Origin of the sequence: Cobetia crustatorum (assembly GCF_000591415.1) — a bacterium.
Taxonomy (GTDB): Bacteria; Pseudomonadota; Gammaproteobacteria; order Pseudomonadales; family Halomonadaceae; genus Cobetia; species Cobetia crustatorum.
The window spans coordinates 21,137-41,824 of sequence record NZ_JEMF01000014.1 but is presented as its reverse complement, the minus strand read 5'-3'; the positions used below and the strand labels follow the sequence as shown (position 1 = coordinate 41,824).

At 57.5% G+C, this 20,688-nt stretch carries 22 protein-coding genes and 1 pseudogene; 15 read left to right on the top strand and 8 right to left on the bottom strand.

All coding sequences use genetic code 11. The annotated features are described in order from the left end of the window. Positions 1-170 precede the first annotated feature (170 nt). The 4 genes from BF12_RS0103200 to BF12_RS0103185 all read left to right on the top strand — a co-directional run bounded on the left by BF12_RS0103200 (position 171) and on the right by BF12_RS0103185 (position 2,734). On the top strand, positions 171-977 hold the full coding sequence (locus BF12_RS0103200; RefSeq protein WP_084487951.1) for a sulfite exporter TauE/SafE family protein: 807 nt from the start codon (positions 171-173) through the stop codon (positions 975-977). Between the two features lie 215 nt (positions 978-1,192). Next, complete coding sequence (gene copC, locus BF12_RS0103195; RefSeq protein ID WP_024951009.1) at positions 1,193-1,558, top strand: copper homeostasis periplasmic binding protein CopC; 366 nt, start codon at positions 1,193-1,195, stop codon at positions 1,556-1,558. Between the two features lie 23 nt (positions 1,559-1,581). Then, entirely contained in the window at positions 1,582-2,469 is an 888-nt protein-coding gene (gene copD, locus BF12_RS0103190) for a copper homeostasis membrane protein CopD (protein ID WP_156941123.1), read from the top strand. Between the two features lie 52 nt (positions 2,470-2,521). Continuing rightward, positions 2,522-2,734 carry a DUF3820 family protein gene (locus BF12_RS0103185; RefSeq protein ID WP_024951007.1) on the top strand — a complete coding sequence of 71 codons (213 nt, stop codon included), beginning with the start codon at positions 2,522-2,524 and terminating at the stop codon, positions 2,732-2,734. A gap of 56 nt (positions 2,735-2,790) precedes the next feature. On the opposite strand, the gene BF12_RS0103180 is transcribed toward BF12_RS0103185, so the two are convergent. Continuing rightward, entirely contained in the window at positions 2,791-3,861 is a 1,071-nt protein-coding gene (locus BF12_RS0103180) for an NAD-dependent epimerase/dehydratase family protein (protein ID WP_024951006.1), read from the bottom strand. A gap of 146 nt (positions 3,862-4,007) precedes the next feature. Next, positions 4,008-4,391, bottom strand: coding sequence for a hypothetical protein (locus BF12_RS0103175; RefSeq protein WP_024951005.1), 384 nt, complete (start codon positions 4,389-4,391; stop codon positions 4,008-4,010). Between the two features lie 462 nt (positions 4,392-4,853). Between BF12_RS0103175 and BF12_RS18465 the strand changes: the two genes are divergently transcribed. The 5 genes from BF12_RS18465 to BF12_RS0103145 all read left to right on the top strand — a co-directional run bounded on the left by BF12_RS18465 (position 4,854) and on the right by BF12_RS0103145 (position 8,968). Then, a complete protein-coding gene (locus tag BF12_RS18465; protein WP_051510700.1) occupies positions 4,854-5,264 on the top strand; it encodes an ArsR/SmtB family transcription factor in 411 nt (136 codons plus the stop codon). Next, positions 5,257-5,688, top strand: a complete 432-nt coding sequence (arsC, locus tag BF12_RS0103160) for an arsenate reductase (glutaredoxin) (RefSeq protein ID WP_051510693.1) — start codon at positions 5,257-5,259, stop codon at positions 5,686-5,688. The genes BF12_RS18465 and arsC overlap by 8 nt, the downstream gene beginning before the upstream one ends. 51 nt (positions 5,689-5,739) lie before the next feature. Further along, a complete protein-coding gene (arsH, locus tag BF12_RS0103155) occupies positions 5,740-6,462 on the top strand; it encodes an arsenical resistance protein ArsH (protein WP_439644461.1) in 723 nt (240 codons plus the stop codon). 60 nt (positions 6,463-6,522) lie between these two features. Beyond that, on the top strand, positions 6,523-7,836 hold the full coding sequence (locus BF12_RS0103150; protein WP_024951000.1) for an arsenic transporter: 1,314 nt from the start codon (positions 6,523-6,525) through the stop codon (positions 7,834-7,836). 262 nt (positions 7,837-8,098) lie between these two features. Continuing rightward, complete coding sequence (locus BF12_RS0103145) at positions 8,099-8,968, top strand: urea carboxylase-associated family protein (RefSeq protein ID WP_024950999.1); 870 nt, start codon at positions 8,099-8,101, stop codon at positions 8,966-8,968. 77 nt (positions 8,969-9,045) lie between these two features. Here BF12_RS0103145 and BF12_RS23535 read toward each other — a convergent pair. Next, positions 9,046-9,153: pseudogene (locus BF12_RS23535) on the bottom strand (LysR family transcriptional regulator); the annotation flags it as partial. Between the two features lie 61 nt (positions 9,154-9,214). After that, positions 9,215-11,293 carry a TonB-dependent siderophore receptor gene (locus BF12_RS0103140; protein WP_084487950.1) on the bottom strand — a complete coding sequence of 693 codons (2,079 nt, stop codon included), beginning with the start codon at positions 11,291-11,293 and terminating at the stop codon, positions 9,215-9,217. 524 nt (positions 11,294-11,817) lie between these two features. Between BF12_RS0103140 and BF12_RS0103135 the strand changes: the two genes are divergently transcribed. From BF12_RS0103135 to BF12_RS22655, 3 genes are read left to right on the top strand one after another with little or no spacing between them, the layout of a single operon-like run. Continuing rightward, on the top strand, positions 11,818-12,339 hold the full coding sequence (locus BF12_RS0103135) for a TetR/AcrR family transcriptional regulator (RefSeq protein WP_024950997.1): 522 nt from the start codon (positions 11,818-11,820) through the stop codon (positions 12,337-12,339). Beyond that, entirely contained in the window at positions 12,336-13,001 is a 666-nt protein-coding gene (locus BF12_RS22660) for an alcohol dehydrogenase catalytic domain-containing protein (RefSeq protein ID WP_248623610.1), read from the top strand. The genes BF12_RS0103135 and BF12_RS22660 overlap by 4 nt, the downstream gene beginning before the upstream one ends. Continuing rightward, entirely contained in the window at positions 12,967-13,401 is a 435-nt protein-coding gene (locus BF12_RS22655) for a zinc-binding dehydrogenase (RefSeq protein ID WP_248623609.1), read from the top strand. Before BF12_RS22660 ends, BF12_RS22655 begins: the two co-directional genes overlap by 35 nt. A 178-nt stretch (positions 13,402-13,579) precedes the next feature. Here the strand turns inward: BF12_RS22655 and yghU are convergent, their stop codons facing one another. Further along, complete coding sequence (gene yghU / locus BF12_RS0103125) at positions 13,580-14,443, bottom strand: glutathione-dependent disulfide-bond oxidoreductase (protein WP_024950996.1); 864 nt, start codon at positions 14,441-14,443, stop codon at positions 13,580-13,582. Between the two features lie 371 nt (positions 14,444-14,814). Between yghU and BF12_RS0103120 the strand changes: the two genes are divergently transcribed. From BF12_RS0103120 to BF12_RS0103110, 3 genes are all read left to right on the top strand, one after another. Next, entirely contained in the window at positions 14,815-15,390 is a 576-nt protein-coding gene (locus BF12_RS0103120) for a manganese efflux pump MntP (RefSeq protein WP_024950995.1), read from the top strand. Positions 15,391-15,516: 126 nt separating this feature from the next. Next, entirely contained in the window at positions 15,517-16,056 is a 540-nt protein-coding gene (locus BF12_RS0103115) for a redoxin domain-containing protein (RefSeq protein ID WP_024950994.1), read from the top strand. A 235-nt stretch (positions 16,057-16,291) separates the two neighbouring features. Then, positions 16,292-16,807, top strand: coding sequence for a DUF3455 domain-containing protein (locus tag BF12_RS0103110; protein WP_024950993.1), 516 nt, complete (start codon positions 16,292-16,294; stop codon positions 16,805-16,807). A gap of 164 nt (positions 16,808-16,971) precedes the next feature. On the opposite strand, the gene BF12_RS0103105 is transcribed toward BF12_RS0103110, so the two are convergent. From BF12_RS0103105 to BF12_RS0103095, 3 genes are all read right to left on the bottom strand, one after another. Further along, entirely contained in the window at positions 16,972-18,009 is a 1,038-nt protein-coding gene (locus BF12_RS0103105; RefSeq protein ID WP_024950992.1) for a hypothetical protein, read from the bottom strand. A 433-nt stretch (positions 18,010-18,442) separates the two neighbouring features. Then, a complete protein-coding gene (locus BF12_RS18455) occupies positions 18,443-19,642 on the bottom strand; it encodes an APC family permease (RefSeq protein ID WP_248623608.1) in 1,200 nt (399 codons plus the stop codon). Between the two features lie 98 nt (positions 19,643-19,740). Continuing rightward, the gene (locus BF12_RS0103095) at positions 19,741-20,592 is read right to left on the bottom strand and encodes a carbon-nitrogen hydrolase family protein (RefSeq protein WP_024950991.1); all 852 of its coding nucleotides are present in this window, start codon (positions 20,590-20,592) and stop codon (positions 19,741-19,743) included. Between the last annotated feature and the right edge of the window lie 96 nt (positions 20,593-20,688).

The following is a 20,688-nucleotide window of genomic DNA, read 5'->3' as shown; positions in this document are numbered from 1 at the left end:
GATGGGGTGTTCTGTTGTCAGGAAAAGATTCTCGGCACCATCGTTTGGGAAGTCCTTCACTGCCAGTGTATCCTTAGCCGCCTATTCAATCTCAGCTCAGCATGGTGGCAGCTCTTGCCTTGATGCCGACTGCTGAGGACCGCCAGACTCCTGCCGAGAAGACGCGCATCATGCCTGAGATATCACAGCTGTCTCTGCTGCTGGACCACCTGAATTCATGGTCACTGTACGCGTCTCCCCTATCTCCCCCTGTCACGCTGACCTTGATCCTGTTTGCAGCGCTGACCTCTGCTCTCTCGGCTGCCGTGGGGGTTGGCGGTGGCACACTGCTGATCATTGTCATGGCTCAGGTAATGCCTGTCGGTGCCCTGATTCCGGTCCATGGCATGGTCCAGCTGGGCTCCAATGGCGGTCGCATGGCCATGACCTGGCGGCATATCGATTGGCAGCGATTTCTGGCATTTCTTCCAGGCGTCGCGCTGGGGGCAATGGTCGCGTCCTGGGTATTGATCCGGTTACCGGCTGGTATCCTGGAACTTTGCATCGCAGCATTCGTGCTGCTGAGTTGCTGGGGCCCAGATCTGCCCAAACGCGCACTCACTGCGACAGGTACGCTGATTGCCGGAGCGGTCACGACATTTCTCTCCAGCCTGATCGGTGCCAGCGGCCCTCTCGTTGCCAGTTTCATCAAACAAGGCGGCGGAGAGCGTCATGACAAGGTCGCCACCTTCGCTGCCTGCATGGTGGCTCAGCATCTGACCAAGGCCTTCGTTTTTGGCATGGCAGGCTTTGTCTTTCGCGATTGGCTCGGCCTGATCATGTTGATGATCGTGGCTGGATTGATCGGGACGCGCATTGGTCTGCTCTTCCTCGACAAGGTCTCGAACCACAACTTCGAAGGGCTGTTCAAATGGTCCTTGACGCTCTTGGCACTTCGCCTTGCATGGATGGGCGTTGCCTCATTGTCAGCAGGATAGAAAGTCGAAGGCACAGTACTCATCGCCAAGGACACTCTACCCACGAAGTTCTTGCCCTGATGCATGTCGACAAGTGGTAAATGTCTTTTGAGTGGAGTCGTGTTTACATGAGCCTTCGCTTAAAATGTGTCATTCCACGACCCACGCTTATCGCATCTTCAGACCGAGCGACTCTCCGCGATGCGCGGGGATTTCACCACTCACAGGACATCATGATGACTCTCGCAAAGCATGGGATAACCTCCCTCATCGTCGGCGGCATGCTGTTCAGCAGCCAGGTATTGGCACATGCCCATATCGATACGGCCAATCCTGCCGATGGCGCCAACGTGTCCTCACCCAAGACCATCAGCCTGACCTTTACCGAATCACTGGAGCTACCGTTCAGTGGCATCGAACTGACCAATGCCGACGGTCAGGCCGTACCGCTGGGTGACTCAGCACTCAGAAACAAGGACATGACGCTGACTGCGCCAGTCACGAAGGCGCTCACGCCGGGCGAATACGAGATCAAGTGGCACGTCCTCTCGACTGACGGGCACAAGACAGACGGCGACTATCACTTCAACGTCACACCGTGATCGCGCTGTCCGGGATTGATCTGATGGACATCGACCCCACCAGTGCACTTGCCATCAGCCGCTTCGTCTTTGACGGAGCGGCTCTGTTTCTCTGGGGTGTCACAAGTTATCTGCTGATACTGAAATCGAGCGGATTACGTCACAGGCTAGTGAGTCACTGCGACTGGACGCTTCGTGTAGCACTGGGCCTGATACTGCTTGCCACACTGGGTCAATTGCCGCTGCACACTGCCATTCTCGGTAGCGGCTGGCCTGATGCTCTCTCTACGTCCCTCTTGTGGCTCGTCGCGACCCAGACCACGATCGGCCTGGCCTGGACATGCAAGGTCATCATCACGCTGGCCTGCCTGATGGCACTCCTGGTGTCACCGGGCAGGCGACTGGAAATCATCGCGATATCCAGCATGGTGCTATTGGCCAGTCTGACGATTTCCGGCCACTCGGCCATGCACACCGGGGAGCTGAAGTGGCTGCATCGTGCCAATCAGTGGGTGCATCTGCTCGCCGGAGGCTTCTGGCTAGGCGCACTATTTCCGCTGATCACGGCGCTATCGCTGCTGCGTCATCCACGATGGCACGATGCTGTCATGAGTGCCCTAATTCGCTTTTCGCGTGTCGGCCATGTCGCTGTCGCACTGGTGATCCTCTCGGGCGCACTCAATACCTGGTTGATCGTCGGCGCATTTCCGATGAACTGGTCGCACGAGTACCAATGCCTGCTCAGTCTCAAGGCCATCCTTGTGTTGGCGATGGTCAGCATCGCGCTCTTCAATCGCTATCATCTGGCACCCAAGGTGTCACATGAGCCGCACGCGGGCGTGATGCTCAGCCGCCTGTCATGGTTGGAAATCGTACTTGCGACGCTGGTGATCGCATTGGTCGCACGCTTTGCCATGCTGAACCCGCACTGAATACGCGATAATGCCACGTCACCTTGCCCCCCCAGCCTATGAGACACAAGCCATGCGCCCCGAAGACCTGCAGAAACTGACGACCCAGAAGATGCCTTATGGCAAGTATGCCGGACGCTTCTATGCCGACCTGCCCGGCGACTATCTCGGCTGGTTTGCTCGCAAGGGCTTTCCGCAGGGCGAAGCTGGCCGTCTGCTGGCCTTGATGCACGAGATTGATCACAACGGCCTGAATGCGTTACTCGAGCCCTTGCGTCATCGCTAGACGGCGCCCCTCAATTGCGCCGATCTATAGAGAGCACGACAGATGACTGAGTCAGCTCACTTCGACAGCCGTCCACTCGCGACCAGCTGATCGAACATGTCGTGCAGCGTCGTCTCGAGGGGCCGGTAGACCAGTCCCAGCTGCTCACGGCTGCGAGTGTTGTCGAACACGAAGGCATGCCCCACGTTGCGTGAGACGATCTTGCGGGTCACCGCCCTGTTGGCCAGCGGACCCGCCAGCCACACCAGCCATTTGGGCAACTGGCGAGTGGGAATCGCATATTGCGGGCCGGCGTGATGACTCAACAGGCGCCCCAGCGCAATGAAGCTTGAGGAGTGCCCGGCGACCAGATGACGCCCAGTAGCCGTGGGCAAAAATCCCGCGGCCAGATGCGCCTCGGCGACATCACGCACATCCACCACGCCCATGCCGTAATCCGGCGCGCCTATCCTGAGCGTGCCGTCACAGAGCTGCGTCATCAGGCCGAAGGATTCGCCGTGCGTGTCATCGCTGATCGCGGGGCCGAGCACCAGCGAGGGGTTGATCACCACCAGCCGCCACTGCGTTTGCTGCTCGGCGATCTGCCAGGCGGCCTGTTCCGCCAGCGTCTTGGAGTGGGAGTAGGCCTGGTGTGTCAGCGACGCCGTGGTATTCCAGACACTCTCGTCGAAACAGCCACGCGGGGTGTCCAGCGCATCGGCATTGTCACTGTAGATGGCAGCACAACTGCTGGTCAGCACCACGCGTTCGACACTGCTCTGACGATTGGCCTCCTGGAGCACGTTGCGAGTGCCCTCCACTGCTGGCCGCACCAGATCGCGCTCGGGATCCTCGACACTGACCACGAAGGGCGAGGCGGTGTGAAAGACCACGCGACATCCCGCCATCGCCTCGGCGTAAGAGCCTTGCTCGAGCAGATCACTGGCGAAGACGCGCAGCTTGCCCGGCAAGCTGTCTTCCAGTGCCTTCAGTGCCGCCAGACGCTTGTGATCACTCGGATCCCGCACGGCGGCATGGACTGTCAGCCCTTCTTCGAGCAATCGTCGCACTAGTTGACCCGCGACATAGCCGGTCGCCCCTGTGACCAGTACCGGCGCTGCGCGATCATTGTCAGAGAGAGATATCATGGAACTCCGTGAAGTATCGGTTTACATGTACCCATACTTGCATAAATACGTATATCAAGACTCGCATCAAGAAAAAGCCCCGGCGAAGGCCGGGGCTTGAAAGACGAATCACGTGACCACTGATGGACAGCAACGCTACGTCAATGTCAGGCAGACAGCTTGACGAACCAGGTCCACAGGCCGCCGAGAATCAGCGACTCGGCAGCAAAGCGGAACAGATGACGCATGTCGATGCCATCCAGCATCAACCCCATCAGACGCGCGGTCATGATGCCGGCGATACCCGCCACCGCGAGCGTCAAGAGTATCGGCAGCCAGCCAAGACCAATCGGCGGATACATCAACAGATACCCCACCGCGATCAGCCAGCCCCAGCGAATGCGTCGTGCAATCGCGGCATGGCGTTCCTTGGGAACCTGGAGTGGGGTATCGCCTGGCCCCTTGAACCGGTTCACAAGCTCCGGCACCGCTGCCAGCAACACGCCAACGGTCAGCACCAACCCACCTATCACCTGCAACACCATTTCCATCGCGCCATTTCCTTTGTCGTGTAGCCAATGGCGCACATGCTACCAACACTGTCGGGCAAATGCCTGATTTACGCGGCTAGCGTACGTGCATGGCGTGCAGATGGGCGTGAGGATCCCGGCTCACACTCCCCTATCTCATCACCAACCACCGTTTGACAGCCTGCGGGTCTTCGAGGAAGCAAGCACTTGGAGATACAAGGCCAGCACATGGCATTCCAGGGCTCTTACTCCAGGACCCGCACTCTCATTTCAAGCACTGCTGGATCAGAGGCCGGTACTGAAGCGGATGCGGATGCGGATGCGGATGCTGGAGAAGTTGGCACATCAGAACTGAACGCTTCAGCCCTGAGCTTGAAAGCCTTGCTCCTGAAGGGCCTGCACTTGAAAGATCCCTATTGAACGCTTTCCACTTGAAAACATCACGATATTGACTATCATGTCGATACATCCCGACATATGGACATGACTATCAATACCGTACCCACCGCAGTCGACCCGCAGGCCACGCTGGACACCTTCGCGGCGCTATCCCAAGCCACGCGTCTGGACACGTTTCGGCTGCTGGTACGCCATGAACCAGAGGGACTGCCGGCCGGCGAGATTGCCCGTCGTCTCGAGGTCCCCCACAACACGCTCTCGACGCATCTGGGTGTATTGAGCCGCGCCGGGCTGATCCACTCCCAGCGCGAAGGCCGTTCACTGATCTACCGCGCCAACCTCGAGCACATGCTCGCCACCGTGCAGTTTCTGGTACGCGACTGCTGCGCTGGCTCCTCGGTGGTCTGCGACCCACTACTGGCCTCGCTCACCGTGCCCGACTGCAGCGTCTCTCCCACCCCCTGTGCTTCTCAGGAGCCTGACAACGATGACTGATTCCGCCCGTTCTTCCGGCAAGATCACGATGTATCACAACCCGGCCTGCGGTACGTCACGCAATGTGCTGGCCATGCTCAAGGCCTCCGGCGAGACACCAGAGGTGATCGAGTATCTGGTCACACCCCCGACGCGCGAGACGCTGGAAGCATTGATCGACGCCATGGGCGGAGGACCGCGCCCGCTGCTGCGCCGCAAGGGCACGCCTCTTGAGGAGCTCGAACTGGATGATCCCGCCTTGAGCGATGCCGAGCTGATCGACGCCATGATGGCCCACCCGATCCTGATCAACCGCCCCATCGTGGTGACGCCCGAAGCCACCCGCCTGTGTCGCCCATCTGAAGCAGTACTGGCGTTGCTGGACAATCCGGTCGCGCAATACACCAAGGAAGACGGCGACGTCGTCCATGCTCCCAAGGCTTGAGCAATGAATTCATACCCCCCTGAGCACATGAGCGACACGATGACAGAAGAGATGAAAGCGGCGCTGGCCGACCTGCCCAATATCGACGCCGAGCACTGGCGGCCGCTGGAGATCGAGCGCCTGGTCGGGCCGGATGCACCGCGTCATGCACCGCGCATACTGGTGCTGTACGGCTCCCTGCGTGAGCGTTCCTTCTCGCGCTTTGCCGCCGAGGAAGCGGCGCGCCTGCTGCACGCATTCGGCGCCGAGGTGCGCCTTTACTCGCCGGCCGGCCTGCCATTGCCGGATGACTGCGAGGTCGATCATCCCAAGGTGCAGGAGCTGCGCGAGCTGGCGCAGTGGTCCGAGGGCATGCTGTGGGCGAGCCCGGAGCGCCACGGTGCAATGACCTCGGTGATGAAGGCTCAGATCGATTGGATTCCGCTCTCGCTCGGCGGTGTACGCCCGACCCAAGGCAAGACCCTGGCCGTCATGCAAGTCAGCGGTGGTAGCCAAAGCTTCAACAGTGTCAACCAGATGCGCATTCTGGGTCGCTGGATGCGCATGCTGACCATCCCGAATCAATCTTCAGTACCGCGGGCCTTCAATGAATTTGATGACAACGGTCGTATGCACATGTCACCGCTGTACCTGCGTATCGTCGATGTCTGCGAAGAGCTGATGAAGTTCACCTGGCTCAATCGCGAACGTAGCGACTACCTGACCGAGCGCTATTCCGAGCGAGTCGAGAGTGCCGAACAAGTTTCCAGACGCGTCAATCAGTCCACGATCTGACCGCCTCCCTTCTTCACTCTTCTCTACTTTCTCCTCCTCCATTCTCGACAAGGAAACGTCATGCTTGCCTTGGTAATCTTCGCCATCACGCTGGCACTGGTGATCTGGCAGCCACGTGGACTGGGCATCGGTACCAGTGCACTCGGCGGTGCAGTGGTCGCGCTTGTCAGTGGCGTAGTGAATCTGCCGGATGTGCTGGTGGTCTGGGATATCGTCTGGGATGCCACCTTCACCTTCGTGGCGCTGATCATCATCTCGCTGATCCTCGATGAGGCGGGCTTCTTCAGCTGGGCGGCACTGCATGTCGCGCGTTGGGGCGGCGGCAATGGACGCAAGCTGTTCCCGCTGATCGTGCTACTGGGTGCGGTGATCGCAGCCTTCTTCGCCAATGATGGCGCGGCCCTGCTGCTCACGCCGATCGTGATCGCGATTCTGGTGCGTCTGGAGTTCAGCGCTGCCACATCGTTAGCCTTCATTATCGCCACCGGCTTCGTCGCCGATTCCACCAGTCTGCCACTGGTGATCTCGAATCTGGTCAACATTGTCAGCGCCAACTATTTCGATATCTCCTTCACGCATTACGCCGCCGTGATGGTGCCGGTCGATCTGATCGCGCTGGCCGCCACGCTGATCGTGCTGTGGCTGATGTTCCGCAAGGAGTTGCCCTCGCACTATACGCTTGAGAAGCTCGAGGCACCGTCGAGCGCCATCAAGGACCCCCAGGTGTTCCGCGCGGCCTTCCCGCTGCTGGGCGTGCTGTTGATCGCCTACTTCGTCACTGCCCCGCTGGGCGTACCATTGTGCGTCGTCACGGGCAGCGCTGCCTTGATACTGCTGGCCATTGCCGGGCGCTGGCTGGGCTCGGGCGACGCAGTCATAGCCCTCGGACCAGTATTGCGCGGGGCACCGTGGCAGATCGTGCTGTTCTCAGTGGGCATGTATCTGGTGGTCTACGGGCTGGGCAATGCCGGCCTGACCGACCACGCCAGCGACATTCTTGCCTGGCTTGCGAGTCAAGGCAGCCTGATCGCCACTCTCGGCACCGGTGTACTGGCGGCTATCACCGCCTCGGTGATGAACAACATGCCTGCCACGCTGATCGGCGCACTCGCCATTGATCACCTGAGTGCACAGCAGGTCAGTGACACGACGCGGGAGCTGATGGTCTACGCCAACGTGATCGGCAATGATCTGGGCCCCAAGTTTACCCCGATCGGCAGTCTCGCCACGCTGCTGTGGCTGCATGTGCTCGATCAGAAAGGCCACCACATCAGCTGGGGGCAGTACATGAAGGTCGGCCTGATACTGACACCGCCGGTACTGATCGCCACCCTGCTCGGCCTGTGGGCTTGGCTTGGTGTGCTCAACGGCTGATCAGATCTGCTATCAGCCAAGAGACACCCTTGGCCTGAGGGCAACATTGGACTCAGGGATGAAACAGAACTGGCGCAGGGAGCAATCCCTGCGCCAGTTCTGTTTCATCCTCCCGAAGGTTTCATCGTCGCCGACAATGTACTGAAGCGCCTGACGTGGCAATCTGACAGTAGACGTCGTCTTTGCTCGATTTCATTATCCGACAATGCCGCCATCGATCCTCAATGAGAGACCAGACCTGACAAACCCCGGGAGTCCTGTCATGAGTGATGTACCTGCCGCCTATCAAGCCAGCAAGGGTTCGATTCTGGACGTCGATCGCGACTTCTACAACAGCCTCACCGAAGGCAAGGCCGAGCGCACACTCGTCACGATCCACACTGTCCCATTGCGCGATGGCCTGGCCTGGGAGGTGCCTGCCGGTCACGTATTCCGCATCAAGATCACTGAGGGCTCGCAGGTCGGTGATTTCAACATGTGGAACCTGCACAACCCTCGCGAGCGGATGTGGGCGTCGCGCACTCGTCAGCTACAACGCGCGCATGTGAGTACTTATGACCGTCTGTGGTCGACACTGCCGTATCTACGTCCGATGGCAACCATCATCGACGACACGCTCGCAGACTATGGCGTCGATGCTCAGGGTGGACGCGTACACGACCTGCTCGGCACCCGCTGCGACCCCTACGTCAACCGCATGCTGACAGGCGAGGACTTCGATCATCATTGTCACTCCAACCTGGTGCGAGCCGTTGAGCCGTGGGGACTGACCGAATTTGATATACATGATGTGCTCAACATCTTTCAGTGCACCGGACTCAACGATGACGACAAGTACTTCATGAAAGCCTGCCCGGCACGCAAGGGTGACTATCTGGAGTTCTTTGCCGAAACCGACCTTCTGTGCGCCATGTCCTGTTGCCCGGGCGGTGACTTATCGATTGATCTATGGGGCCCGGATGCCCGCGATCCGCTGGAGACCTGCAACCCGCTGGACGTGGAGATCTACCGTATCGATGCTGAGCTGCTGATCGGCTGGGAATCACCGAGCGTGGCTGCGTATGCGGGCCGCCACGGCCGTAAGGCACCGACAACGGACTGGGCCGCCATCAAGCGTGAGCACTGCTGCTGAGCTGATCCACGCTTGATTTTCAAGCTCTTGAGATAACCCCTGATACCATTACGCCCCATCGATAACAGTTGTTTGGAGACTTGCGAGCGCGACACGCCAGGCGTCAAGGCAGCACGCGTGAAACTGCCAGCCTCTGCCGTCATGACGAAGGCACGAATATCAGCCAAAGGAAGCTGCTCGAGCATGCCGCGATACCTCACAGTGAGATGACAAAGCCGAGAGTGTACCAGCCGCCTGATGCGTCACTTACCAGCCGACGCTGGCCGAGAGACTGATTTCCATCGGATCACCCACCAACACACGGGTATCGCCGCCACTGCCGTAGTAATAAGCAGTATCAAAGAGGTTCTTGGCGTTGAGCTTGAACTCGGTATCTGGACCAAAGAAATCATGGCGCCACCCCACGAAGGCATCCGCGACGGTATAGGCATCCATCGAGAAGCTGTTGTCATCATTGCCTTCGCGCTCACCGACATAACGGACTCCACCACCGATACGCCACTCGCCATAGTGCGGATCAATCGCCAAGTCATGTGCCAGATAGAGGCTCGCGGCATTGAGCGCTGCATTCGGCAGGCGATTGCCTTCGGTGCCCTCGGTATCCTCGATGACTTCAGTGTCGGTATAGGCGTAGCTGAACAACAACGTGGTCCGGTCACTCAAGGCACCTTCCAGGCTGAACTCCAGCCCTTGAGATCCCGCCTCGCCGATGGTTCGCGTGACACCATTGTCCGAGACGGCGACGTTTTCCTTGCGCAGCTGATAAAGCGCGACCGACGTCGCCAGACGCGGATTCCACTGGCGCTTGTAGCCGACCTCATATCCCTTGCCGCGCTCAGGATCCAGACCTTCTCCGCTGTCGCTATCCGTACCATTGGGCACGAAAGACTCGCTGTAACTGACGTAGGCCGAACTTGCATCATCGATGCGGTAGAGCAGGCTGACGGAGGGCAGGAAGAGGCTATCGCTATAGTCCGGATCAGAGACGAAGGCTTCGCCCTCTCCACTCTGCTGCTCGAACCAGGTGTAGCGGCCACCCAGGCCGAGAATCCACTGATCATTCAGGTACCAGCGATCATTGACGTAGAGACCGATCGCCTGGGTTTCGTCGAGACGATTGCTGCGCGAGGTATTGATGTCATCGGAGGTCACTTGCGAGAGCTGGCCGTGTGTCACGCTGGTAACGGTCGAGGTTGTGACCGAATCTCCGAAATAGCGCTCGGCCAGATAGTCACGTGTCGTTTCGTAATCCCCGCCGATCACCAGTTCATGGCGCTGGCCGGCAATCTCGACATTGCCCAGAGCATCCAACGCCGTGTAATGCTCGCTGCGATCATAGCCCTGATTTTCTTCAGCGCGCACGGTGACATCCCCCGTATCGCTGACATTGGTGACGTTGGCACGCGCATCGCTGTATTGCCGACGCGTCCAGCCATAGGTCAGTTTGAGATCCCAGTCGTCGGCGACCTTCTGCTTCCACCAGGCATTCAGGGTTTCATCATGACCGTAGACACGGTTCCAGGATTCATCGAAACGCGTGCTACGTGTGACATCCGCAGCCTCACCGTTGTAGAAGACGGTGCCACGATCCAGATCCAGCTCGTAATCCTGATACTCATAAGTGATCTGAGCACTGCTGTTCTCACCCTCCCAGCGCAGCGAGGGTGCGAGGGTGGTGCGGCGATCATTGCCAAACTCACGCCAGGAATCTTCGTCTTCATGCGAGAGAATGAAACGATAGGCAAGGCCCGTATCCCCCAGTGCGCCGGTGGTATCCAGCGTCGTGTTTGTGCCACCGAAAGAGCTGACCTCCCCACTCACCTCGGTATGCGTCTCGTACTGTGGGCGCTTGCTGACCAGATTGATCACGCCGCCGGGGTCCTGTTGGCCCTGAAAGAGCGAGGCGGGGCCCTTGAGGACTTCGACCCGATCGATGGTGGCCGTGGTATAGGTGCGCCTTGGTTGGCGAATGCCGTCAATGAGCATCGAGCCATCACTGTTGCTACCAAAGCCCCGCTTGACGAAGCCATCCTCGGTGCCGCCTAGCGTGTTACCCAACTGAATGCCGGCGACAGGCTGCAATGCTTCTTCCAGATCATCCAGGTTGAAGTCATGAATGACTTGCTGGGTCACGACGTTGATGGTGCGCGCCTGCTCCAGAAAACTGACGGACTGCTTGCTGGCAAGACTCGAGGCGTCTGCGCGATAGCTGCCCGGCACCACATCTGATTCACGCTCCCCTGTCACCACGATTACCGAGCTCACGACATCTGAGCCGTTCGCCACCCCCTCCTCTTCCGCCATTGCGGCTGACGGCAGTGCCATGAGGCTGAAGATCAAGCAGGAAAAATGCCCCTTGTACGTGTTTGCTTCGCTATCCCGAAAATGACTTGGCACCTGAAAACCTTTTGGTACGCGATGCGACAGCATCCTGCTGATTCAACATCTTACCCATGCTTCATGAGCCGAGCTTCACGCGTCGAACTGCATGGCAGGGAGTGGTCATGGCTGACGCGCCTCGCGCCAGCGAATTTGGTTGCGAATGCTAATTCTTATCAATAACAAGCGCAACATGATATGCGCATTCCTCCTCTAAAACGCCATTAATACCGTCTCATTTAAGGCTTAATAAACAGTGGCTTGTGCACCACTCGTCAAAAACATTGTTGTCCTCGCGTAGAATTCGTTAAGTCAGGATGCGATCCCGATGCCAGGTCAACAGTGCTCATGCACCAAAATTTAGTCACCGCGAGAGCGAATCAAGACGTCTTGACACAGGGAGAGTAAACATTCTACCTTGCACACGTAGAACGTTTGTTCTCCTTTGAGTTCTCTCCAATGGCCTCGACATGATTCAACACGATATCGCCGCCCGCCTGGAGTCTCTCTTCAGCCAACGCGGCTTTGCAGAACCCAGCGTTTCCGAGCTAAAGGCGGCGTCAAGCGTCAGTTTGCGCACGCTTTATCGCCACTTCCCCTCCAAGGAAAGCATGGTGATTGGAGCTCTCCAGCATCGCCATGAGCGCTATCTGGCCTTTCTGGAAGAGGATGTGCCAGCACAAGGTAGAGATGCGCTCTCCCATCTTTACCAGCGTCTGGCGCATTGGATGCAGTACGAGGCCCCCAATGGCTGCATGTCAGTCAACGCGCTGGCAGCCTTCCCAGACAACGCTGACGTTCGCGATGCCGTGCAGCGCCACAAGCAGGAAATCCTGCAATGGCTTGGCGAACGTAGCGGCCAGCCAGCCCTTGCCACTGAACTGTTTCTGATCCACGAAGGCGCTTCATCGGCCTGGCTGGTATTAGGCAAAGCAGCCATCGAAGCAGCGCGATCAGCAACCCTCACACTATTGGGAGAACCACGCTCATGAGCCCTCTTTCCGCAGGCAACGACAATATGCGCGGCGTCTACTTGACCGGCCACGGTGGCCCGGAAGTTCTGGAAGTGCGCGATGATATCCCTTGCCCGATACCCGGTCCGCGCGACGTACTAGTGCGCGTCGGTGCGGCAGGCGTCAACAATACTGACATCAACATTCGTCTGGCTTGGTACTCCAAGGGCAATGCCGACGATGAAGATGCCAGCTGGTCTGGCAAGCCGATGGAGTTCCCCCGCATTCAAGGCGCTGACGTCTGCGGCGAGATCACCGCCGTGGGCCGCGACGTGGACCCGTCACGAGTAGGTGAGCGCGTGTTGATCGACCCTTGTCTGTTCGAGCATGACGGCATCGCCCTCTCCCCACCGTGGTACTTCGGCGCCGAATGCAGTGGTGGCTTTGCCGAGTACACGACAGTCGCCGCCGGCCAGGCACATTGCATCAACAGTCCCTTGAGCGATATTGAACTCGCCTCCTTCCCCTGCTCCTACTCGACGGCTGAGAACCTGCTTACCCGCGCCAGCCTTGCTCAGGGAGAAAGCGTTCTGATCACGGGCGCTCCGGCGGCGTCGGCTCAGCGGCCGTCCAGCTTGCCAAGCGCGCGGCGCGCATGTCATTGCCGTGACCAGCGAGGCCAAGGCCCAGACACTACGTGAATTGGGGGCCGATCAGGTCGTGTCGAGAGACCAGCCACTGACGACGGCGTTACCGGGCAACAGTGTAGATGTGGTCATTGATCTGGTCGGGGGGCCTCAATGGCCACAGCTGCTTGAACTGCTGCGCCAAGGGGGCCGCTATGCCGTATCGGGAGCGATTGGTGGCGCCATGGTCGAGCTGGATCTGCGTACGTTATATCTCAAGGACTTGAGTTTCTTCGGCTGCACGGTGCTGGAGCCCGAGGTATTCCCCAATCTGATTCGCCATATCGAGCAAGGCAATATCGTGCCACTGGTCGCTGAGACGTTCCCGCTTGAGGATATCGCCAAGGCTCAGGAAATGTTCCAACAGAAGAGTCATGTGGGGAAGATCGTCCTGAGCGTCAGCCAGACTGACTGAGCTCCTGCGACTGACTGAGCTCCCGCGACTGACCGAAGCGCCGCCGTGGTCGACGATCAGATACCGCGTATCAGTCGCTTCAGTCGTGACACATGAAAAGGGCTACCCGATGGGTAGCCCTTTTCATGCCACTGATCTTCATGCCACTGATCTTCATGCCACTGAGAGATGCTGGCGATTACTGCGCGCGCTTGTCTTCAGTATTGGTCTCGAAGTCACTCGCCGAGTGACGCTCGATCAACTGCTCTTCAGGCTCACCCCAGAAGCGATTGACCATGCGACCTCGCTTGACTGCAGGACGCTCGGCAATCGACTTCGCCCAGCGTTGCACGTGGGTGTAGTCCTGCACCGCCAGGAACTCGGCAGCGTCATAGAGCTTGCCTTCCACCAGAGAGCCATACCAGGCGTAGATGGCAATATCGGCGATGGTGTACTCATCTCCCGCGATATAGGCATTATCAGCCAACTGGCGATCAAGCACGTCGAGCTGACGCTTGGTCTCCATGGTGAAGCGATTGATCGGGTACTCAAGCTTCTCTGGTGCGTAGTTGTAGAAGTGACCGAAACCGCCGCCCAGATACGGCGCGGAGCCCATCTGCCAGAACAGCCAGTTCATCACCTCAACACGCTGTGCCGGATCCTTCGGCATCAGGGCACCGAACTTGTCCGCAAGGTGCAGCAGGATGGAGCCCGACTCGAACACTCTCAAAGGCGCGTCACCCGTGTTGTCGACGAGGGCCGGGATCTTGGAGTTCGGATTGATCGCGACAAACCCGCTGCCGAATTGGTCACCATCGCCGATACGAATCGGCCAGGCATCGTATTCAGCACCCTTGTGACCCAGCGCCAACAACTCCTCGAACATGATGGTGGCCTTCACACCATTCGGCGTCGCCATGGAATACAGCTGAAAGGGATGCTCACCCACCGGTAGTTCCTTGTCGTGCGTCGGGCCAGCGATCGGGCGATTGGTGCTGGCAAACTTGCCGCCGCTCTCGTTTTCCCATTTCCAGACCTTGGGTGGCTGATAGCTATCGCTCATTATCTGAACTCCTTGTGCCCTTGGCGGGCTTGAACATTACAGTCTGCGTCAGAGAACGAGTGGACATTCCCAACTCAACCGGATGCACTAGTTATGACGGCTGACCTTAAGTATCACAAGGGGGTGAAATGGCTAAAGTTTGTTGCTAATATGCCAACAGTTTTTGGGGAGTAGCCCGCTTTCGATGCCCTATCGAGAGTCTCGGATGTCAACACAGTCGGCAGGCATTGCCGTGGCACCGAGGACCCACCATCAGATCACGCCCATGATCTGCCAGGATGAGGTTCGGCGAGACCAATGACAGAATGACGCTCCCGGCCGGTGGCGTGATTTTGTTATTGTCTCGTTACCGGCCTTGGAAATCCTGACACATGCCATTCTTTTCCATCCTGTTACTCGCCTTCTCCATGTCTTGTGATGCCTTCGCGGCAGCGCTATGCAAGGGGGCTGTCATCCGGCGACCCACCTTGTCCGACGCCCTGCGTATCGGCCTCATCTTTGGCATCATCGAAACCATCACGCCCATGCTCGGCTGGCTGATCGGACGCTCCGTCGCAAGCTACGTGGAGCAGTGGGACCACTGGATCGCCTTCGGCTTACTCTTGATGCTTGGCCTGCACATGATTCACGAAGGCCTATCAAAGAACGAAGTGGCTGATGATGACTGCAATAGTGCACAGTTATCTCTCCCTCGCCTGATCCTGACAGGCCTCTCAACCAGTATCGATGCCATGGCAGTGGGCGCCGGTCTGGCCTTTGCTGGCGTCAATATCATCACCACCGCTCTGGCGATCGGCACTGCCACCTTCCTGATGGCGACTATTGGCGTAATGCTAGGCGGCGTACTCGGCAAGATGGTCGGTAAACGTGCCGAAATTGTCGGCGGTATCGTCTTGATCGGTATCGGGACGACCATCTTGCTTGAACACACGGGTCATTTAGGCTGAGCCCTCCCCCTTGAAATGAGCGCAACTGCCTGCATGTCTTGGGTAGCCGGTTCACGCCAGCCCGCAGATCAATGCCGTGGCAGAATCACTGGTCACGGCGTGCTTTATCATTAGGGAGTTAATGTCATGTATACCCGTAAGCTGCATCCCGGCAGCGATTTCCCCGCGATTGACGTCACACGAAGCGATGGCGAGACGCTGACACTTGGCAAGCCACAGGGCGAACATGACTGGCAGCTGATCATCGTGTATCGCGGCAAGCATTGTCCGATCTGTACCAAGTTCCTCAACAAGCTAGAAAGCTATCGCGAACGTTTCAGTGCCCAGGGCGTCGATCTGGTCGCAGTATCGGCTGATAGCCAGCAACAGTTGACCGAACACATGGAATCGCTTGACCTCAACTTCCCACTCGCCTGCGGACTGAGCCTGGAGCAGATGCAGACACTTGGGCTGTTCATTTCGGAGCCTCGCAGTGAGAAGGAGACCGACCACGATTTCCCGGAACCCGCTTTCTTTGTCCTCAATGCCGAAGGCAAGGTGCAGATAGAAGAAGTGGCAAACGCGCCCTTCGTTCGTCCGGACCTCGACACGTTGGTAGGCGGCATCGAATTCATTCGCAAGCCGGATAACCACTATCCTATCCGCGGAACAAAGCACTACGAATAAGATGGCATGAACAAGATAACACCATAGAATTGGGGCAAATGGCATCATGCCAAGCCTCTGCTATCAACACCCAGTGCATCTCGTGCACTGGGTGTTTGCGTTCCAGGTTTCATCAAAAAAAGTTTTCATCCGCGACATCTGAAAACGAATGACAGGCGTTAGAGATAAGGCAAGGGAGACAACAACACACATTTTGCCGCTAGCATTATCCTTTTCTGTTTACGGAGTCGTCATAATGAAAACAACTATCTGCATCTCTGGCCTGCTGGCCGCTCTCACCCTTAGCCCGATGACACTGGCCATGGATGTACCGGAAAGTGTGATGGTGCCAGAAGGCAACAAGGTCGCCATGGAAACCGTCGGTGTTGGCAAGATCAAATGGGCATGTGAAGCCAAGGATGATGGCACCATGGGCTGGGTCTTCAAGGGCCCGGACGCCGCGCTCAATGATGCTGATGGCAAGCAAGTCGGCAAGTACTACGGCCCGCCGGCTACCTGGGAGTCCATGGATGGTTCCAAGATCACCGGCAAGCAGCTGGGTATCGAACCGAATGGCAAGGGCAACATTCCGCTGCAGCTCGTGCAGGCCAATCCTGCCGAGGGCGAAGGTCACATGATGGGCGTGACCTACGTTCAGCGCCTCAATACCCAGGGTGGCGCAGCACCGGCCATGGCCTGTGATGACGCGCACAAGGACAAGGTTGAAATTGTGACCTACCAGGCCGATTATCTCTTCTATAAGGCCATGTAAATCAGGCATTTCATGACATGATATCTCGTACACATGACACGCGAGACATTCCTGCATGAACCTGGAATGAGAAAAGCCCGACACACGAAAATGAGTGTCGGGCTTTTTCATGTCTGACGATCAATACAATGCATGGCAAGCATCGAGACTTGAGGATGACTACCTCACGTCAGTGTCAGCAAGGTATAGGGCGCTTCACAGGCATGACGTTCATCACGTGCATCAACGCTGCCCAACGCGTAATTGCGATCGTTGTCATAGACGACGAACAGTCGCTCACGATCCAACACCGCCAAACCCTCAGCCTTGTGCTCGAACTCAAGCACTTCTCCCGCTTCATTCTTCACCAGTGTCGGCGCCTTCCCAGCATGAAAGTCGGCCAGTGAGAGCACCCAGAGATAACCACCGATCACCTCCTCTCCTGCCTGTTCGGTCTCGAAACTGGTGACCAGATACAGACGCGCATGATAGGGATCATATTCGAGACTAGACAGCCCACACTCGTGTCGCACACCAGCGTACTCGGCTGGATCGAACGCGTAGACGTCGTGCAGCTCCTCGATGAACTCGATGTTGTCGCTATCAGTCAACGCATAGCGCGCACCGATGACGCGCCGCACATACTGGAAGTCATCGTGGGAATTACCCTGTTCACGGACACCGAACAACAGCAGGCCATCGCCCTTGTCACTCGGCACCACCGCCAACCCTTCTATCTTGTAGTACGGCTCACCAATCGCAGCGTCGAGTTTCTGCCGAAACTCCAATGAGCCTTCAACCCCATCACGAGGGTCAGGGTCCACCACCTGCACCTTGTCTGGCTCATCCAGCGGCCAGATCAACAAGTGATTATAATCATTGAGATCATGACTTTCGCTATCGATGCGGTCGAAACCTGTCGTTGCAAGCATGTGCCGACCGTCTGTCGTCAGTGCGAAATCCTCATATTTGACTGCCTGACGGATACGCGCCGCGGTCAGGTACTCAAGCTGACTGTCATCCGGACCGCTGGAATCCAATGGCAGCGAGAACACCGCCGATCGTCCCTCTCCCGGAATCGGCTTGTCACTCGCCATCAATAGCCGCTCACCGTCATAGGCAACTGCGGATATTTCAGCATTGACCAGCTTTCCTGATGCATCTTTCAATCCTGCTGGAAAGCAATGAATCGTGCCCTGTTGTGTAATGCGTACCTGGGCCATGTGTGCTCCCTATCGTGAAGAAAATAAATCTTGGAACGTTTTATCTCGATAGCAGATGGGACAGGCGATGAGCAGCGGAGTTCGTATTGTCATGGTCACACTCTGACGGTCGCCATTTCTGGGGCTCCAGCCGTGGCGCGACCTACCAAGCAGCACCGACACAACGGGGCAAAATCCAGCTTGTGCCGAGAAGCAGGATGCCAGCTTCTGTCAGTCAGTTTTAAGCGCCCAATACAACGATGCCCCACCATGACGGGCGGGGCATCGTTGTATCATTTTTCCAGCGCTATCTTATCGGTCTATTGCGCAGCCGTCAGGCTGGCCAGTTCAGGCATGGGCTGCCTGAAGCCTCGCGTCAACCAACACAGCCAGAGCATACCGATGGCAAGCCAGACGCCACCTAGCAACAGCGCCCGCGCATCGAGACTGACCATCAGCCATACGATGCAAACAAGCCAATCAAGGGGAAAAGTAAAAAGAAGACAGCTCCGTGCAGGCCTCTACGTTTCTCTCGAACATAGTAATGAACCATCACTGCAATATTGACCAAGGCGAAGGCGACAAAGGCCCCGAAGTTGATGAAGGATGCGGCAGAGAGGACGTCCATGGTCAGTGCCAACAGCGCCACCATCCCACTCAACACTAGCCCTCCGACAGGTGTTCCATAGCGCCCCAGCTGACCAAGAAGCCGCTTGGGAAGGAGTCCATCACGTCCCATTGCATACAGTAAGCGCGCGCCACTCGCCTGTGCTGCTATACCGGAGGCAAACTGTCCCACTACAAGGCCAATCAGGAAGATGCTGACGAAGAGGTCTCCACCGATATTGCGTGCTATCTCATACGCTGCTGCATCAGGATTTTCAAAGACCCCTCCAGGTGCTGCCAATTGCACGAAATAAGACACGACAACGAAGATGAGACCGCCAATCAACGTGATCAACAAGATGGCACGCGGCAAAGTACGCTGAGGATCACGCGTCTCCTCCGTCAGGGTCGTCACTGCATCAAACCCGAGGAAGGAGTAACAGGCAATGGCAGCACCGGCCATCAACATCGGTAGCGTCCCTGATGCTTCTCCCATTCCGGTAAAGGGCACGAGGCTGAACAACGGCTGCGAGGCATCGCCGACGATGTAGCGAATGGCCAATGCCACAAATGCCACGATCACCAGCATCTGTATCAGCATCATCACGCCATTGATGGCACTCGCCAATCTCAGCCCGACAATATTGATGAGTGTCGTGACAATGATGAAGGCAATCAACCACGCAGCAACGGGAATTGCCGGAAAAGCCGAGTTGAGGTAAGCCGCCCCAATCAGCCAGATCACCATTGGCAAGAACAAGTAATCCAGGATGATTGCCCAACCGGCGATGAACCCGAGACGCTCATCAATGGCATGCCGAACATAGGCATAGGCGGAGCCCGCCACAGGGTAGGCACAGGCCATGCGCCCATAACTATGCGCCGTGAACAACATCGCAAGCAGCGCTACCGCATAGGCACCTGACACGGCACCTGAAGTCACCATCGCCAATACGCCAAAGGTGCCCAATACGATAATCGGCGTCATGTACGCCAAGCCGAACATGACGACCTGACTCAAGGAGAGCAAGCTTTTCTGTCGAGACATCTTCATTACCTTTTATAATTATTGATCTTTATTGACTACCTTTCCCGGCAAAGGCATCAGCCCGAAAAATGTTGCGCTGAATCCCGTCGGCGCTCTCTTCAGAAGCGCCAGGCAGTGCTGTTGGAAGTGCTCGCCTGGCTGAGAGCATCCTGAGACGAGGTAGGAAGCGGAGCACTCGGCTCTCCCGCAAGTGCAATCCGACGATCAGCGAGATAGGCGTAGTCCTTGCGCGCGCGTGAAAGCAACGCAATATCCAGTGTGACGAGATAGATACCTTCTTCCCGCTCTGCCTGAAACACGGTCTCTCCTGACGGTGAAAATACGCCGCTCTCGCCCGCGAAGGTCAGCCCTGCCCCCTCGCCACACCGGTTGCTCATCGCAAGAAAACACTGATTATCCTGAGCACGTGCTTGCGCGGCACGATGATGTGTCGGGCCATAGGGGTCCATGTTGCCATTGGTTACCACGATGACATCGACGCCCAACTGCGCTAGCGCGCGTGAGGTCTCCGGGAATTCGATGTCGTAGCAGATCATCAATCCCAAGGTCAGCCCACGCCATTCAATGACACCCATGCGGTCGCCGGGAACCACCAGGTTTCGCTCGTCTGGCCACAGGTGTGTCTTGCGATAGCTCAGCGCGACACCCGATTCAGGCGTGATCAATAGCGTCGTGTTGTAGGTTTCTTGCTCGCCTTTTTCCAATAGCCCAATGGCAAGCGCACAGTCATGATGACGGCTCGCGTCGCACAACATCTCGATTTCAGGCCCGTCCAGAGACAGCGCGCGATCTGCCACGTGCCCTATTTCGGCAAATCCACTGAGGTGTGTCTCGGGGAATATCATCAAGGAAACTGCGTCACCATGACGAGTGATGGCATCAAGTGCCGTGGTAAGGTTACGTGCGATATCACCCTCGACACTCGGAACTTGTGCTAACGCTATCTTCATGCAGAACTCCAGTGCCTCATATCCAAAGGCATGACGGGGGATTGAAGGAGAGTGAGATCGAGTATCCGCATTTCACGGCAGTTGCCAATTACCTGA